This is a genomic window from uncultured Sulfitobacter sp. (assembly GCF_947502895.1).
In the GTDB taxonomy this organism is placed as follows: Bacteria; Pseudomonadota; Alphaproteobacteria; order Rhodobacterales; family Rhodobacteraceae; genus Sulfitobacter.
In genome coordinates this window covers 10,848-24,209 of sequence record NZ_CANNBM010000009.1, presented here as the reverse complement: position 1 = coordinate 24,209, position 13,362 = coordinate 10,848, and the positions used below count along the sequence as shown (strand labels likewise).

The following is a 13,362-nucleotide window of genomic DNA, read 5'->3' as shown; positions in this document are numbered from 1 at the left end:
CCTAGAATACCAATTGCACTTTCATCGCACGACTACGGTCGCTGGCTGTTTCAAACGCATTCATGCAATCGCTGATGGCAAAGCTGTGGGTGATAAGCGGATCAACCTGTATCAGACCGGATTGCATCATCGCGACAGCAGTCGCAAATTCACTGTGAAAGCGGAACGAGCCGCGCAGCGTGATCTCTTTGGCAGTCATAGCCTGCATGGGAACTGTCATGTCACCTCCCAGCCCCAGCTGCACCAACACACCACCGGGCTTCAGACACGCCACCCCAGATGCCAGAGCCGGTGCCGCGCCTGAGCATTCTAGATGTACGTCAATCTGGCCCTTGTCCGTTTGATACGGACCAAGCGCCTCTGACTGCATGGCGGTATTCAGCGCGTGATCCGCGCCGCAGCTGCGCGCCAGTGACAAAGTATAGTCCGATAAATCCGTGGCAATAATCGCAGCGGCCCCTGCGCGGCGTGCCGCAAGGATGCTAAGACATCCGATAGGGCCACAACCCGTAATCAAAACCGTCTTGCCGACCATATCGCCAGCTTGTCTGATTGCATGCAGACAGACTGCCAAAGGCTCGGCCATGGCAGCTTGGGCCGGGGTAAGCCCATCAGCTGGTACACATTGGCTGGCCTGTGCAACCAGCCTTTGCTGGAACGCACCTTGGATATGCGGGAAAGGCATGGCACTGCCATAGAACCGCATATTCAGGCAATGGTTTTGCTGCCCGCGCAGACAATATGTGCAAGCCTGACAAGGCCGCGAGGGCGAGACAGACACAAGCTGCCCGACATGCAAACCATCAACCCCCTCGCCCAAGGCCGCAATTCTGCCCGACACCTCATGGCCCAGCACCATCGGTTCGCGCAGTTGGATCGGGCCAAAGCCGCCGTGATTGTAATAATGCAGATCAGAGCCGCAGATGCCGCCTGCCTGCATCTCCACCAGCACCTCTCCCGCTGCGGGGGTGGGCACATCACGCGCCTCGATGCGCAGATCATGCGCCGCGTGAATAACGATGGATTGATTGGGGGCCGTCATGGGCGATTTCTCCGCTATACAACTGCGCCCAAGATACGGATACTCTGCCCCAACCACCAAAGGAATTCTGCCATGACGTTGCAAATGTTTGACCTGACAGGCCTGCGCGCCCTCATCACCGGCTCTAGCCAAGGGATCGGATTTGCCCTTGCGCGCGGCTTGGCGGCAGCAGGTGCCGAAGTTGTCCTGAACGGGCGCGACGCGGCAAAACTCTCCCAAGCGGCGGCCAAGCTGGAGGCAGAGGGCGCGACCGTGCATCAGCTGGCATTCGACGCGACCGACCATGCAGGCGTGCGCGCCGCCATAGACGGGTTTGAGGCGGACCACGGCGCGATCGACATCCTGATCAACAACGCAGGCATGCAGCACCGCGAAGCGCTGGAGGATTTTCCCGCAGACGCGTTCGAGCGGCTGCTGCAAACCAACATCGCCTCTGTGTTCCACGTGGGCCAAGCCGTCGCACGCCATATGATCGGGCGCGGGCGTGGGAAAATCATCAACATCGCGTCCGTGCAAACCTCTCTCGCCCGTCCAGGCATCGCACCCTACACAGCGACAAAAGGGGCCGTGGGGAACCTGACAAAAGGCATGGCAACCGATTGGGCGCAGCACGGGTTGAACTGCAACGCCATCGCACCAGGGTATTTCGACACTCCACTGAACGCGGCACTGGTGGCCGATCCTGATTTTAGCGCGTGGTTAGCCAAACGCACCCCTGCAGGCCGTTGGGGCAATGTGGAGGAACTGGTCGGCGCCGCAATCTTCCTATCCTCGGCCGCATCCAGCTTTGTGAACGGCCACACCCTTTATGTGGACGGCGGGATCACAGCATCGCTTTAGCGATAGGGCTTTAGCCAGCCCAGCGTCTGGTCTGTAGGGATCGTCGGCTTGTACTCGGCCCCCAACGGGGCGGTGTAGCCAAGATCAGCAATGACATCGAAAACATGGGCATAGTGCACCTCCCCATGATCGGGCGGGCCACGGTCAGGCACCGAGGCAAACTGGATATGGCCAATATGCGGTTGCAAGCTGTGCAGCTTGTGCGTCAAATCCCCCTCCATCAGTTGCACGTGATAGCAATCAAACATCAGCTTGAGATTGGGCGCACCAACGGCTGCGATCATGTCTATAGCTTGGGCTGTGGTCGACAGAAAATAGTCTGGCGCATCGTATGAATTCAACGGCTCAATCAGAATCGTAATCCCGTGCGCGCCAGCCTTTTCGCAGGCATATCCAAGTGCCGCCGCAAAGGTTTGCTTTGCCGTATCACCTGCAGCGAAACCTGCCATGACGTGAATATTCAACGCGCCAATGGCACAGGCATAGCTGACAGCCTCGTCAATGGCCGCGCGCGCCTCGTCCTCGCGGCCCGGGATAGCGGACAGTCCATTGTCGCCTTTGGCGACATTCCCCCTGCGGGTGTTCAGACCCAGCATGGGCAGACCCGTTTCCGCAAGCGCCTCTGCAATATCCGATGCTGGCGTGTCGTAGGGCCAATGACACTCGACCGCGTCAAACCCCGCCGCCTTGGCCGCGCGGATGGCATCGGGCAGCGACAGGTCATTCCATAGGAACCCCAGATTGGCTGAAAACTTCATGCATCCCACTCCACATCGAATTTTGTCACCAGATCCTGAACCTGCCGCGCCGACAACGCGCGAGGTGACAAACCACGTGTCATCATGGCAAGCCGTGCGGTATCCTCAAGCTCTTCAATCGCATTGCAGGCCGCTTCTATATCCTTGCCCGCAACCACCGGCCCGTGATTGGCCAGCATGACTGCCGCGCGTTTGCCCGCAAGGCCGCGCACCGCATCCCCCATCGCGGGATCACCCGGCAGGAAGAACGGCAGCAACTTGACCCGCCCCAGTTTCATAATCGCGTAAGGCGTCAGCGGCGGCAGAAAGTTGTCCTCATCCGCGTCAGGCATCATCGACAATGCCACCGAATGGCACGCGTGCAGATGCACCACCGCCCCGGCGGTTGACCGTGTCTCGTAAAACGCGCTGTGCAGCGGCATTTCTTTGGTCGGAGGATCGCCCTCAATCAACACACCCTGCGCGTCAAATCGGCTGAGGCGTGCAGGATCAAGCCGGCCAAAACTGGTGCCAGTCGGGCTGACCAGCAGCCCGCCATCCGCTGTACGCGCCGAGATATTGCCTGTGCTGCCCCCTGTAAGCCCGCGGTCAAACATGGATTTCGCCAGTACGCAGATCAACTCGCGCAACTTCACTTCTGTGCTCATAATGCGTCCAGTCTGTCTTGGGCGTCACGGAAAAACGTGGGCGCACCGAAATTGCCTGACTTGAGCGTTAGTGCAATCTGGTGCCCCCCCGAACGGCAGAAGGTCCAAGGAACACCGGGCGCAATCTCGGCCCCGATGTCCAGCTGCGTCACGCCAAGCGCCTGCGTGACAGCTCCCGAAGTCTCGCCTCCCGCCACAATCACCCGCCGTGCCCCCGCATCCCGCGCGGCCACCGCACAGGCCGCAAGGGTTTGCTCAACCAAGACCCCCGCCTGCGCCACGCCCAGCGCCTCTTGCGCGGATTTAACGCTCTGCGCATCAGCGGTCGCATAGACCAATGGCGCCGCCCCTAAATCCTGCGCCGCAATCCAGTCCAGTACAGGCGCGGCACCCGTCTGGCTAAGCGTGAGAGGGTCAAGCTGATACGCGGGCGCCCCTTGCGCGATGTACGCTGCGACCTGCGCATTTGTCATGGCAGAGCAGCTGCCCGACAACACAATCGTTTCCCGCGCAATATCCAGCGTTTGGCCTTTTGTAGCCTCCGCTGGCAACGTCCCGTCCGCAAGGTAGAGAGCGGGCAGCGGCATCGCCACAGCAGAGCCGCCCGTCATCAGTGGCATATCGCGACACGCCTGCGCAATAATAGTCAGATCTTCGTCGGCAACAGCATCGACAACCACATGGGCCACGCCTTCTTCCTTCAACGCGTCCAGCCGTGCGCGCAACGCTGGCGCACCCCGCGCCACCGTCAATCTGTCCGCCAATCCCACAGGACTGGTCACTTGCGGGGACAACAGCCGCATCAGATTACTGTCGCGCATCGGCGTCAGGGGGTGATCCTTCATCGGGCTTTCGGCCAAGGGTTGCTGTCCGACAAACAGATTACCCATGAAGATCGACCTGCCATTTTCAGGAAACGCAGGGCAATAGATGGTCTGCTCTGTCCCCAGATCATCCATCAGCGCCTCGGCCACAGGGCCTATGTTGCCGTCTGCTGTGCTGTCGAAGGTCGAGCAGTATTTCCAGAAAAACCGCTGCGCACCCGCCGCGCGCAACCACGCCAATGCCGCGCGCGTTTCGGCCACTGCCTCGTGCACAGGCGCGGTGCGCGATTTCAACGCGATTACTTCGAAAGGGCCTGTGTCTTGGGGTGGCTCACTTGGCACACCGATGCGCAGTGAAACCCGCACGCCACTGCGCGCCAGCAACCCTGCCAGATCGGTCGCGCCGGTGAAATCATCTGCAATGCAGCCCAGAACAGTTGTCATCTTGGCCTACCCCTTTCCGTCTTCACCGGGCAGGGTCAGCCCCGCATTGCGCGCATATACTTTGGCCACCGCCGCATCGTCCTGCGCGCCGAACCCCATGCCAGCTGCCGCCACAAACTGCTGTAAGGCCGCCGCTGTGATCGGCGCGCTGAACTGCGCATTCTTTGCGATGTCCAACACGATTCCAAGATCCTTTGGCCAGATATTGACCGAGCTGTGGGGCGTATAATCCCCCGCTGCGATGTGGGGCGCACGGTTTTCCAGCATCCAGCTGGTGCCCGCGCATTTGCTAATGACCTCGATAAACTTGTCCGGTGTCACCCCTTGGGTCATACCAAAGGTCATGGCCTCAGCCATCGTGGCGATATGCACCCCTGCCAACAGCTGGTTTACCGCCTTCATCGCACTGCCTGCACCAGCCTCATCACCCAGCTCGAACACAGTCTCGGCAATCGCATCCAAAACAGGGCGCAGGGCGTTGAATGCCTCAGGCTTGCCTGCCGCCATAATTGACAGCGCGCCATTGGCTGCTTTTACTGCGCCGCCAGATATCGGCGCGTCCAGATAGTGCACGCCGTGCTCGGCACAACGTGCCGCCATGTCTTTTGCAAATTCGGGCGGCACCGTGGCACAAGACAACACCGCTGCACCACTGCGCAACTGGTCCACGATACCGTGCGCGCCAAACAGCACATCCTCGGTCTGGGGGGCGTTCAACACCGCGACGATAACCGCGTCCAGCTCGGCGGCCACATCCGCCAGCGCATCACTCTGCCCCCCTTCATCCACAAATCGCTGCATTTGTTCGGCGTTGATATCAACGCCCCAAACGCGATGCCCCCCGCGCAAGGCAGATTGGGCGATGCCATAGCCCATGGACCCCAAACCGATTGCCGCAATTTTTTGATTTTGTGTCATTCTGTTCCTTCCGGTTTGGCATGGGCCAAAACAAATCTTCTTTCGCTCAGATACTTGCTATCAACGCAACCGCCACCACGACCAGCAGCGAAACGGCCATACCGATGTTGATCACCCGCTGCACAGGCAGGCTTAGGTCCATACTGCCCAGAGTGGCACCCGCACCCAACCAGACCAAATGCACAGGCACCCAAATTGCGTTAAACACCAGTATCTTCAGGACAACTTCCCAAACTGGGGCATCGGGCATGAAGGCAAAACCTGAAAACAGGGTTGTAGCGACCACATAAGCCTTTGGATTAATGAACTGCAATGCAAGCCCATTGGCAAAGCCTAGCGGCTTGGCCGCAGGTCGGAACCCGATCTTCGATCCCGCGCTGGCGATCCGCCACGCGAGATAGACCAGATATCCGACCGACGCGAGCAACAGCACCATGCGCAAAGACGGCACCGCCAATACAACCGCTGCAAGGCCCGATATAACGATCATCATGGTGATGAACCCGCCCAGCATAAGCCCAACAACAAACCCCAGCCCCGCACGATAGCCAAAGGCAGCCCCGATACCCGCCGTGGTCAACACTCCCGGCCCCGGCGTGATCAGCAAAAAGAAAACTGCAATGACAAACTCAAACATCTGTCACCGCAGCACTATAGATCACAGATGCGCACATTCAGGCACGGCACTGATAACGGTGCCGTCCTTGAGATGTTGCAGCAGGTTGTCCACTGTCAAATCCCCCATTGCCGCCCGCGTCTCGATGGTGGCGCTGCCAACATGAGGCAACAGGACCGTGTTGGGCAGATCACGCAGCGCTTGCGGCACGTGCGGCTCACCCTCGAACACATCAAGGCCGGCCCAGCCCAAAGCACCTGATTGCAATGCTTCGATCAGCGCGGCCTCGTCCACCACAGACCCCCGACTTACGTTGATCAACGTCCCCTGCGGGCCCAGCGCCTCTAAGACATCGCGATTAACGATCTTGTTGGTCGACGGGCCACCGGGCGTGATGCAGATCAGCACATCACAATCAAACGCCATCGCCGTCAGATTGTCGTAGTAGGTATAAGGCACGTCCTTTTCGGTGCGCGAATGATAGAGGATTTTTGCGTTCCACGGCGCCAACTTGTCTGCGATCGCCTGCCCGATCCGCCCCAGCCCGAGGATACCAACGGTCTGGTTATCCGCCGAGCGGGTCAGCGGCGCACCGCCCTTGGCCTCCCAAGCGCCAGAGCGCACATAGGCATCGTCACGCAACACTTCGCGGTAGCATGACAGCATCAGCAGCAGCGCCGTGGTCGCGACCTCTTCGTTCAATACGTTTGGCGTATGCGTAACGATGATACCGCGCCGCGCGGCCTCATCCGCATCTACTGCGTCATAGCCCACACCATAGCCACTGATTACCTGAAGGTTGGTCAGCGATGCCATCAAATTGGGGTTCACCCCGTCGTGGCCATTTGTCACCACGTGGGTGATTTTATCCGCGTCATACCGCTTGGTCTGGTGGATGGTAAACTCTGCTTCCAGCCGTTCGCGCATTGCATCCGTGATGCCACCGATTTGCAAAAGATCAGGCATCTTGATCCACTTTCTGGCGCTGGTGTCCCAGTCCTTGAATGGTCAACTCCATCACATCACCTTTCTTGAGAAACACAGGCTCGGGCTTCATCCCCAACCCCACACCGGGAGGGGTGCCTGTGGTAATCACATCACCGGGATGCAATGTCATCAGGCCCGAGAGGTGCTCGATAATCTCGGCCACGGTAAAGATCATTGTGGAGGTGGTGCCCGTCTGCATCCGCTTGCCGTTCACATCCAACGCCATATCAAGGTTCTGCGGGTCTTCAACCTCGTCACGTGTCACCAGCCATGGACCAGTCGGGCCGAAGGTGTCGCAGGATTTCCCCTTGGTCCACTGCCCCGTCAGGTTTGCCTGAAAATGCCGCTCGGACACATCATTCACGATGCAATAGCCCGCCACATGGTCCAGCGCATTTTCCTTGGTGACGTATTTGGCAGTGGTGCCGATCACAACTCCCAGCTCGACTTCCCAATCGGTCTGGGTTGATCCGCGCGGCATCACCACATCGTCGTAAGCACCCACAATGGCGGAATTCGCCTTGAAGAACAAAATCGGATGCTTGGGAATTTCAGCGCCTGTCTCGGCGGCATGGTCCGAATAGTTCAGCCCGATGCACAGGAATTTACCGATGTTGCCCACGCAGGCCCCGATGCGCTGCTCCCCTTCCACCAGCGGCAGGCTGGCAGGATCAAGCGCCCGCAGCTTGGCGATGCTGGCATCATCCAGCATATCACCGTTGATATCGCTCACGTGCGCAGACAGATCGCGCAACTGGCCCTCATCATCCAGCATCGCAGGTTTCTCGGCACCGACAGCGCCATAGCGGACAAGTTTCATGGTGTTTTCCTCTGAGTTTTAGTGATTGTCGCGCGGCATGTACTTGCGTGCGATGTCTTGATATTTTTCCGCGCCCTCAAGGGTCATACCCTGATCCAGACGCCCTACTTTTTCGCGGAACAGTTCTTGCCACGGCGATTGGCTGGCAGGCACGTCGTAACCGCCATTGGCTGCAAGCACGCGGGCACGCTCGTTCAACTCGTCCAGCGGGACCAGCATGTTGACCGTTCCCTTACCCAGATCAATGCGCACGGGATCACCGTTTTGCAGCAAGGCCAATCCGCCACCGTCCGCAGCCTCGGGCGATGCGTTGAGGATCGACGGGCTGCCTGATGTCCCCGACTGGCGGCCATCCCCGATACACGGCAAGGCCTCGACCCCCTTTTTGATCAGATAAGACGGGGGTCGCATGTTCACGACCTCCGCCGCACCGGGGTATCCTTTGGGGCCCGCACCGCGCATGAACAAAATACAGTTTTCGTCGATGTTCTCGGACGCGTCGTCGATCCGGTGGTGAAAATCCTCCGGCCCTTCAAAGACAATGGCACGGCCCTCGAACGCCTCTGGATCATCCGGATTGGACAGATAGGTTTTGCGAAACGCGGGCGAGATCACGGAAGTTTTCATAATCGCGCTTTCGAACAGATTGCCTGACAAGTTCAGGAACCCCGCCTGCCCGATCATCGGATCACTGGCAGGCTTGATCACATCCGTGTTCTTTGAGCGTTGCGCCGCGCAATTATCGCCCATGGTTTTACCATTGGCGGTCACAGCATCGGGATGCGGCAGCAGCCCCCCTGCAATCAATTCACCCACCACCGCAGGCACACCGCCTGCATGCTGGTAATCTTCGCCCAGATATTTGCCCGCAGGCTGCATGTTGACCAGCAGCGGCACATCATGCCCGTGTTTTTGCCAGTCATCATTGTCCAGCGGCACACCCAAATGCCGCGCAATCGCGTTCAAATGAATCGGCGCATTGGTAGAGCCGCCGATGGCCGAGTTGATGACGATCGCATTCTCGAATGCCTCGCGGGTCATGATATCGGTCGGGCGCATGTCCTCCCAAACCATGTCAACGATCCGCTTGCCAGTCTCATAGCTGATCTGCCCCCGCTCGCGGTAAGGCGCGGGAATTGCAGCAGAACCGGGCAGTTGCATGCCCAGCGCCTCGGCAAGTGAATTCATGGTCGTGGCCGTCCCCATCGTGTTGCAATAGCCCACCGACGGCGCAGAGGCGGCCGCGATCTCCATAAACTCGTCCGTGCCGATATTGCCCGCAGCCAACTGCTCGCGCGCTTTCCAGATCACGGTGCCAGAGCCTGCACGCTCGCCCTTCCACCAGCCATTCAGCATCGGGCCGACGGACAAGGCAATCGCAGGGATGTTCACCGTGGCCGCCGCCATCAACAGCGCAGGCGTGGTTTTGTCACACCCGATGTTCAGTACAACACCGTCCAGCGGATAGCCGAACAAGGTCTCGACCAGCGACAGATAGGCAAGGTTGCGGTCCAGCGATGCAGTGGGCCGTTTGCCCGTTTCCTGAATCGGGTGCACCGGAATTTCAATGCATGTCCCCCCTGCCGCGATGATACCGTCGCGCACGCGCTTGGTCAGTTCGATATGGTGGCGGTTGCATGGCGACAGATCGCTCCCCGTCTGCGCAATCCCGATGATCGGCTTGCCCGATTGCAGCTCCTCACGCGTCAGCCCATAGTTCAGATACCGCTCCAGATACAGCGCGGTCATCTCCAGATTGTCAGGGTTCATAAACCACTTGCGCGACCGCAGGGCATCCTTGCTGATCCGCGTGGCTTTCGGGGTATCTTGTGTCATTGGCCTGACCAGCCTCCATCAATGATATGCGTGTGCCCTGTGGTGAATGCGCTTTCGTCACTGGCAAGGTACACAACAAGCGCCGCAATCTCCTCGGCGGTAGCGACACGGCCCATAGGCTGCCGCGCTACAAACTGCGCCATGGCTTCGTCATAGCTGCCCAACTGCTCACCCAGCGCGGTTACGCGGTCATGCCAGCTGGGGGATTCCACCGTGCCGGGGCAAATGCAGTTACACCGAATACCCTTGGCTACAAAATCAACCGCAACCGACTTTGTCAGCCCGACGACCGCCGCCTTGGTGGTTCCGTAGATGAAACGGTTCGGCGCACCGATGATAGAGCCTGCAGCCGATGACATATTGATGATCGAGCCTGTTCCACGCTCCAGCATATTCGGCAGCGCCGCGCGAATGGTTCGCACCATTGAGCGGACATTCAAATCAAGCGCGAATTCCAGATCGTCGTCTTTGGCATCCAGAATTGTGCCGTGATGTACGAAGCCCGCGCAGTTGAACAAAACATCCGGATTGGCCCGCGCGACACCTGCCTGCGCACTCTCGTCACTGCGCGCATCAAGTTCGAAAATTTCTATATTTTCGAGATTCGCATCCCGAATCGTAGATAGTGCATCCATGTTTACATCGGTCGCAAACACCTGCGCACCCTCGCGCGCCATAGCAATTGCACTGGCCCGCCCGATCCCCTGTCCGGCGGCAGTCACCAAAACGCGCTTCCCGCTAAGCCTTTGTCCAGTCACAATTATTCATCCCGATCTATGGTTGCACCCTTACCATCCAGCGGCGCCAAAGCTTGCGTATTTTCACAAACCTCATGTAAATCAAGCAGAGCCAATGGCGCTTCTGGACGGATAGTTTAGCGTATGACAGAGATTTGGATTTGACCATAACCCCACGGCGTTTCTGATGCGAAAGGACCCCCTGCGATGATTGAGCCGCGAAAAATTACCTTGCTAGGCACTGGCCTGATGGGCGCACCCATGACCCGAAATCTGATGTCAGCGGGGCATCAACTGACGGTCTGGAACCGCAGCGCGGACCGTGCCGCCCCTTTGGTCGAGGCAGGTGCAAACACTGCCGCCACTGCTGCCGAGGCCATTGCAGGGGCCGAGATCATTATCAGCATGCTATCGGATGGTTACGCGACACAGGCATTGCTGGATGATGATGCTTTCCGCGCAGCCCTGCCAAACGGCAGTGTCTGGATCGACATGTCCAGTGCAAAACCCGAACACGCCCGCGCCCAGTCAGCCCTGCTGGGGCAACATGGCGTGGCACATCTGGATGCGCCCGTATCAGGCGGCACCAAAGGCGCAGAGGATGCCACGCTCGCCATCATGGTGGGCGGCGAAGCTGCGGTATTTGATCAAATGCGTGACGTCCTGTCGGCCATGGGTCGGCCTGTGCGGGTCGGACCCTCGGGCGCGGGGCAACTGTGTAAACTGGCAAATCAGGCCATCGTCGCTGTCACCATCGCCGCCGTCGCCGAAGCAACCCTGCTGGTTGAGCAAGGCGGCGCTGATCCTGCTGCCCTGCGTGCCGCGCTCAAAGGCGGGTTTGCCGATAGCGTTATCCTGCAACAGCATGGCGAGCGGATGTCGCAAGGCAATTTCGCCCCCGGTGGCCTGTCCAAATTCCAGCTCAAAGACCTCGACAATACGCTCGCCGAAGCGGGTGCCGTGAACCTCAGCCTGCCCGCTACCCAAGCTGTGCGCGACCGCTTTGCCGATTTTTGCAACACCATGGGCGGCGCCGATCTGGACCACTCGGGGCTCTATCTGGAACTCAAGAAACGGAATGATCTGACATGACCAAAATTCTAATCCTTGGTGGTGGCGGAATGATCGGCCAAAAGCTGGCCCAGCGCATCACTACAGATACCATCTTTCCCAATGCGGAACTGACCCTGTTTGACCGCGCCTTTCCGGCTGACGGCGTGGCGGCAAAAACCGTTATCGGCAATGTTGCAGACCCAGCGATGGCCAAGACACTGGCCAGCAGCCGCCCCGATGTGATCTTTCACCTCGCCGCTATCGTGTCGGGACAGGCCGAGGCCGAGTTCGATCTGGGTTGGGACGTAAACATGATGGCGATGTGGCACCTTCTGGAGGCCTTGAAAAACGAACATCACGCCTCGGGCGGCACCTACCGCCCACGCATGGTGTTCACCTCATCCATCGCTGTTTTTGGCGGACCCTATCCAGACAAGATCGACGATGAATTCCTCTCTGCGCCGCAAACCAGTTATGGCGCACAAAAGGCCGCCTGCGAGTTGATGGTGACGGATTTTAGCCGCAAAGGGTTTATCGACGGTCTATCCCTGCGCCTGCCCACAATCTGCGTGAGGCCCGGCAAGGCCAATGCGGCGGCATCCTCGTTCTTTTCGGGCATCATTCGTGAGCCGCTGAATGGGGTGGAGGCGGTCCTGCCCGTGCCAGATACCGTGCGCCACTGGCATGCCAGCCCGCGTGCCGCCGCACAGTTTCTGACCCAAGCAGCGCAGCTTGATACCGATCTGCTTGAAGGGCGGCGCGCAATGAACCTGCCTGGCCTCAGCTGCACGGTAGAAGAACAGATCGAGGCGCTGCGCAAGGTCGCCGGACAAAAAGCGGTTGATCTGATCAAACACCAGCCCGATGAAACGATCATGAAAATTGTTGATGGCTGGCCGCGCGACTTTGCGCCCGAACGCGCCATCGCTTTGGGTTTTCGCGCCGAACAGTCTTTTGACAAGATCATCGAAGTTTACATGCAGGACGAGCTTTCGGCCTAGTCGCCCAGCGTATTACCCGTCAGATGCCGCGCCAGATGCTCGTGAATGCGCTGGCGCGTCAGCGCCTCGTCTCCTGCCATGGCAGCGTCCAGAATACTGGCGTGGTGCTGGATGTTCTCCGAAATGAAATCAAACCGCATGTCGGCCACCATCAGCTGCTGGCGGAACTGCGCATAAATCTGGCCGTGCATCTGCTTGAGCGTCTCTGACCCACAGGCCGAAATCAGGGTCTGGTGAAACTCGTTTTCCGAACTGAACCAGATGTCGATCAGCTCACTCGGGTCGTCCTGCGCATGTATCCGCTTTTCGATATGGCTCAGCTTGTGATGGGCCGCAGTCAGACGCGCTTCCCAAGCCACCCCGCCTTTGCGGATGGACAAAACGCTCCCCTCCCCCTCCAGCAAGACGCGCAGATGGGTTAGCTCGATCAATTTCTGCGGCGACCGCTCCGGCACTCGAAACCCGCGCTGTTCTTGGAAATTCACCAACCCGACTGTCGACAACCGGAACAGGACCTCGCGCACAGTGCTCGCAGAACAGCCAAATTCGGTGCGCAACACCTCGGCCCGCAGCTTTGCTCCGTGTTGAAAGCCATTGGTGATCAACCGCCTCTCTAGAGCATGATAAATATCTGGGTCTTGCGACATTTCTGGTTCCGCTTCATGTTTGTACCATTCAACACTAGACTAAATAATTTCGAGAATACATAATAATCTCGAAATTATTATAAATTTCACTTTTTTCTTGTTGTAGACGATTCGTCAGCCTAACCTCACGTTAGCGTTATTGGGAGCGGGGGCGGTTCGACCTCCGGGCACACACGCGTAACGTCTGGGAGG

General features: G+C 58.8%; 14 protein-coding genes. 3 read left to right on the top strand and 11 right to left on the bottom strand.

The window, feature by feature from the left end; all coding sequences use genetic code 11:
* Nucleotide 1: 1 nt before the first annotated feature.
* A complete protein-coding gene (locus Q0903_RS18875) occupies nt 2–1,042 on the bottom strand; it encodes an L-idonate 5-dehydrogenase (protein ID WP_299417823.1) in 1,041 nt (346 codons plus the stop codon).
* Nucleotides 1,043–1,114: 72 nt separating this feature from the next.
* Here Q0903_RS18875 and Q0903_RS18870 point away from each other — a divergent pair, with 72 nt between their 5' ends.
* Nucleotides 1,115–1,882 carry an SDR family oxidoreductase gene (locus Q0903_RS18870; protein ID WP_299031603.1) on the top strand — a complete coding sequence of 256 codons (768 nt, stop codon included), beginning with the start codon at nt 1,115–1,117 and terminating at the stop codon, nt 1,880–1,882.
* Here Q0903_RS18870 and Q0903_RS18865 read toward each other — a convergent pair.
* From Q0903_RS18865 to Q0903_RS18825, 9 genes are read right to left on the bottom strand one after another with little or no spacing between them, the layout of a single operon-like run.
* Nucleotides 1,879–2,640, bottom strand: coding sequence for a TIM barrel protein (locus Q0903_RS18865; RefSeq protein ID WP_299417822.1), 762 nt, complete (start codon nt 2,638–2,640; stop codon nt 1,879–1,881). The genes Q0903_RS18870 and Q0903_RS18865 overlap by 4 nt on opposite strands.
* On the bottom strand, nt 2,637–3,287 hold the full coding sequence (locus tag Q0903_RS18860; RefSeq protein WP_299417821.1) for an aldolase: 651 nt from the start codon (nt 3,285–3,287) through the stop codon (nt 2,637–2,639). The genes Q0903_RS18865 and Q0903_RS18860 overlap by 4 nt, the downstream gene beginning before the upstream one ends.
* Entirely contained in the window at nt 3,284–4,555 is a 1,272-nt protein-coding gene (gene otnK / locus Q0903_RS18855; RefSeq protein ID WP_299417820.1) for a 3-oxo-tetronate kinase, read from the bottom strand. Before otnK ends, Q0903_RS18860 begins: the two co-directional genes overlap by 4 nt.
* 6 nt (nt 4,556–4,561) lie before the next feature.
* Nucleotides 4,562–5,473, bottom strand: coding sequence for an L-threonate dehydrogenase (ltnD, locus tag Q0903_RS18850; protein ID WP_299417819.1), 912 nt, complete (start codon nt 5,471–5,473; stop codon nt 4,562–4,564).
* Between the two features lie 46 nt (nt 5,474–5,519).
* Nucleotides 5,520–6,110: a LysE family translocator gene (locus Q0903_RS18845; protein WP_299417818.1), complete on the bottom strand. Its 591-nt coding sequence runs from the start codon at nt 6,108–6,110 to the stop codon at nt 5,520–5,522.
* 21 nt (nt 6,111–6,131) lie between these two features.
* A complete protein-coding gene (locus tag Q0903_RS18840; protein ID WP_299031585.1) occupies nt 6,132–7,055 on the bottom strand; it encodes a 2-hydroxyacid dehydrogenase in 924 nt (307 codons plus the stop codon).
* The gene (locus Q0903_RS18835) at nt 7,048–7,896 is read right to left on the bottom strand and encodes a fumarylacetoacetate hydrolase family protein (protein WP_299031582.1); all 849 of its coding nucleotides are present in this window, start codon (nt 7,894–7,896) and stop codon (nt 7,048–7,050) included. Before Q0903_RS18835 ends, Q0903_RS18840 begins: the two co-directional genes overlap by 8 nt.
* Before the next feature lie 18 nt (nt 7,897–7,914).
* On the bottom strand, nt 7,915–9,732 hold the full coding sequence (locus tag Q0903_RS18830; RefSeq protein ID WP_299417817.1) for an IlvD/Edd family dehydratase: 1,818 nt from the start codon (nt 9,730–9,732) through the stop codon (nt 7,915–7,917).
* A complete protein-coding gene (locus Q0903_RS18825) occupies nt 9,729–10,490 on the bottom strand; it encodes an SDR family oxidoreductase (RefSeq protein ID WP_299417816.1) in 762 nt (253 codons plus the stop codon). Before Q0903_RS18825 ends, Q0903_RS18830 begins: the two co-directional genes overlap by 4 nt.
* 186 nt (nt 10,491–10,676) lie before the next feature.
* Between Q0903_RS18825 and Q0903_RS18820 the strand changes: the two genes are divergently transcribed.
* The gene (locus Q0903_RS18820; RefSeq protein WP_299417815.1) at nt 10,677–11,561 is read left to right on the top strand and encodes an NAD(P)-dependent oxidoreductase; all 885 of its coding nucleotides are present in this window, start codon (nt 10,677–10,679) and stop codon (nt 11,559–11,561) included.
* Nucleotides 11,558–12,523, top strand: a complete 966-nt coding sequence (denD, locus tag Q0903_RS18815) for a D-erythronate dehydrogenase (RefSeq protein WP_299417814.1) — start codon at nt 11,558–11,560, stop codon at nt 12,521–12,523. The genes Q0903_RS18820 and denD overlap by 4 nt, the downstream gene beginning before the upstream one ends.
* On the opposite strand, the gene Q0903_RS18810 is transcribed toward denD, so the two are convergent.
* The gene (locus tag Q0903_RS18810) at nt 12,520–13,170 is read right to left on the bottom strand and encodes a GntR family transcriptional regulator (RefSeq protein WP_299031567.1); all 651 of its coding nucleotides are present in this window, start codon (nt 13,168–13,170) and stop codon (nt 12,520–12,522) included. The two genes, denD and Q0903_RS18810, sit on opposite strands and share 4 nt — an antisense overlap.
* Nucleotides 13,171–13,362 lie beyond the last annotated feature (192 nt).

What these genes read in the sequence shown, in the direction of transcription:
- Q0903_RS18875 (WP_299417823.1), bottom strand. Translation starts at nt 1,042, where the DNA reads ATGACGGCCCCCAATCAATCCATCGTTATTCACGCGGCGCATGATCTG.
- Q0903_RS18870 (WP_299031603.1), top strand. Translation starts at nt 1,115, where the DNA reads ATGACGTTGCAAATGTTTGACCTGACAGGCCTGCGCGCCCTCATCACC.
- Q0903_RS18865 (WP_299417822.1), bottom strand. Translation starts at nt 2,640, where the DNA reads ATGAAGTTTTCAGCCAATCTGGGGTTCCTATGGAATGACCTGTCGCTG.
- Q0903_RS18860 (WP_299417821.1), bottom strand. Translation starts at nt 3,287, where the DNA reads ATGAGCACAGAAGTGAAGTTGCGCGAGTTGATCTGCGTACTGGCGAAA.
- otnK (WP_299417820.1), bottom strand. Translation starts at nt 4,555, where the DNA reads ATGACAACTGTTCTGGGCTGCATTGCAGATGATTTCACCGGCGCGACC.
- ltnD (WP_299417819.1), bottom strand. Translation starts at nt 5,473, where the DNA reads ATGACACAAAATCAAAAAATTGCGGCAATCGGTTTGGGGTCCATGGGC.
- Q0903_RS18845 (WP_299417818.1), bottom strand. Translation starts at nt 6,110, where the DNA reads ATGTTTGAGTTTGTCATTGCAGTTTTCTTTTTGCTGATCACGCCGGGG.
- Q0903_RS18840 (WP_299031585.1), bottom strand. Translation starts at nt 7,055, where the DNA reads ATGCCTGATCTTTTGCAAATCGGTGGCATCACGGATGCAATGCGCGAA.
- Q0903_RS18835 (WP_299031582.1), bottom strand. Translation starts at nt 7,896, where the DNA reads ATGAAACTTGTCCGCTATGGCGCTGTCGGTGCCGAGAAACCTGCGATG.
- Q0903_RS18830 (WP_299417817.1), bottom strand. Translation starts at nt 9,732, where the DNA reads ATGACACAAGATACCCCGAAAGCCACGCGGATCAGCAAGGATGCCCTG.
- Q0903_RS18820 (WP_299417815.1), top strand. Translation starts at nt 10,677, where the DNA reads ATGATTGAGCCGCGAAAAATTACCTTGCTAGGCACTGGCCTGATGGGC.
- denD (WP_299417814.1), top strand. Translation starts at nt 11,558, where the DNA reads ATGACCAAAATTCTAATCCTTGGTGGTGGCGGAATGATCGGCCAAAAG.
- Q0903_RS18810 (WP_299031567.1), bottom strand. Translation starts at nt 13,170, where the DNA reads ATGTCGCAAGACCCAGATATTTATCATGCTCTAGAGAGGCGGTTGATC.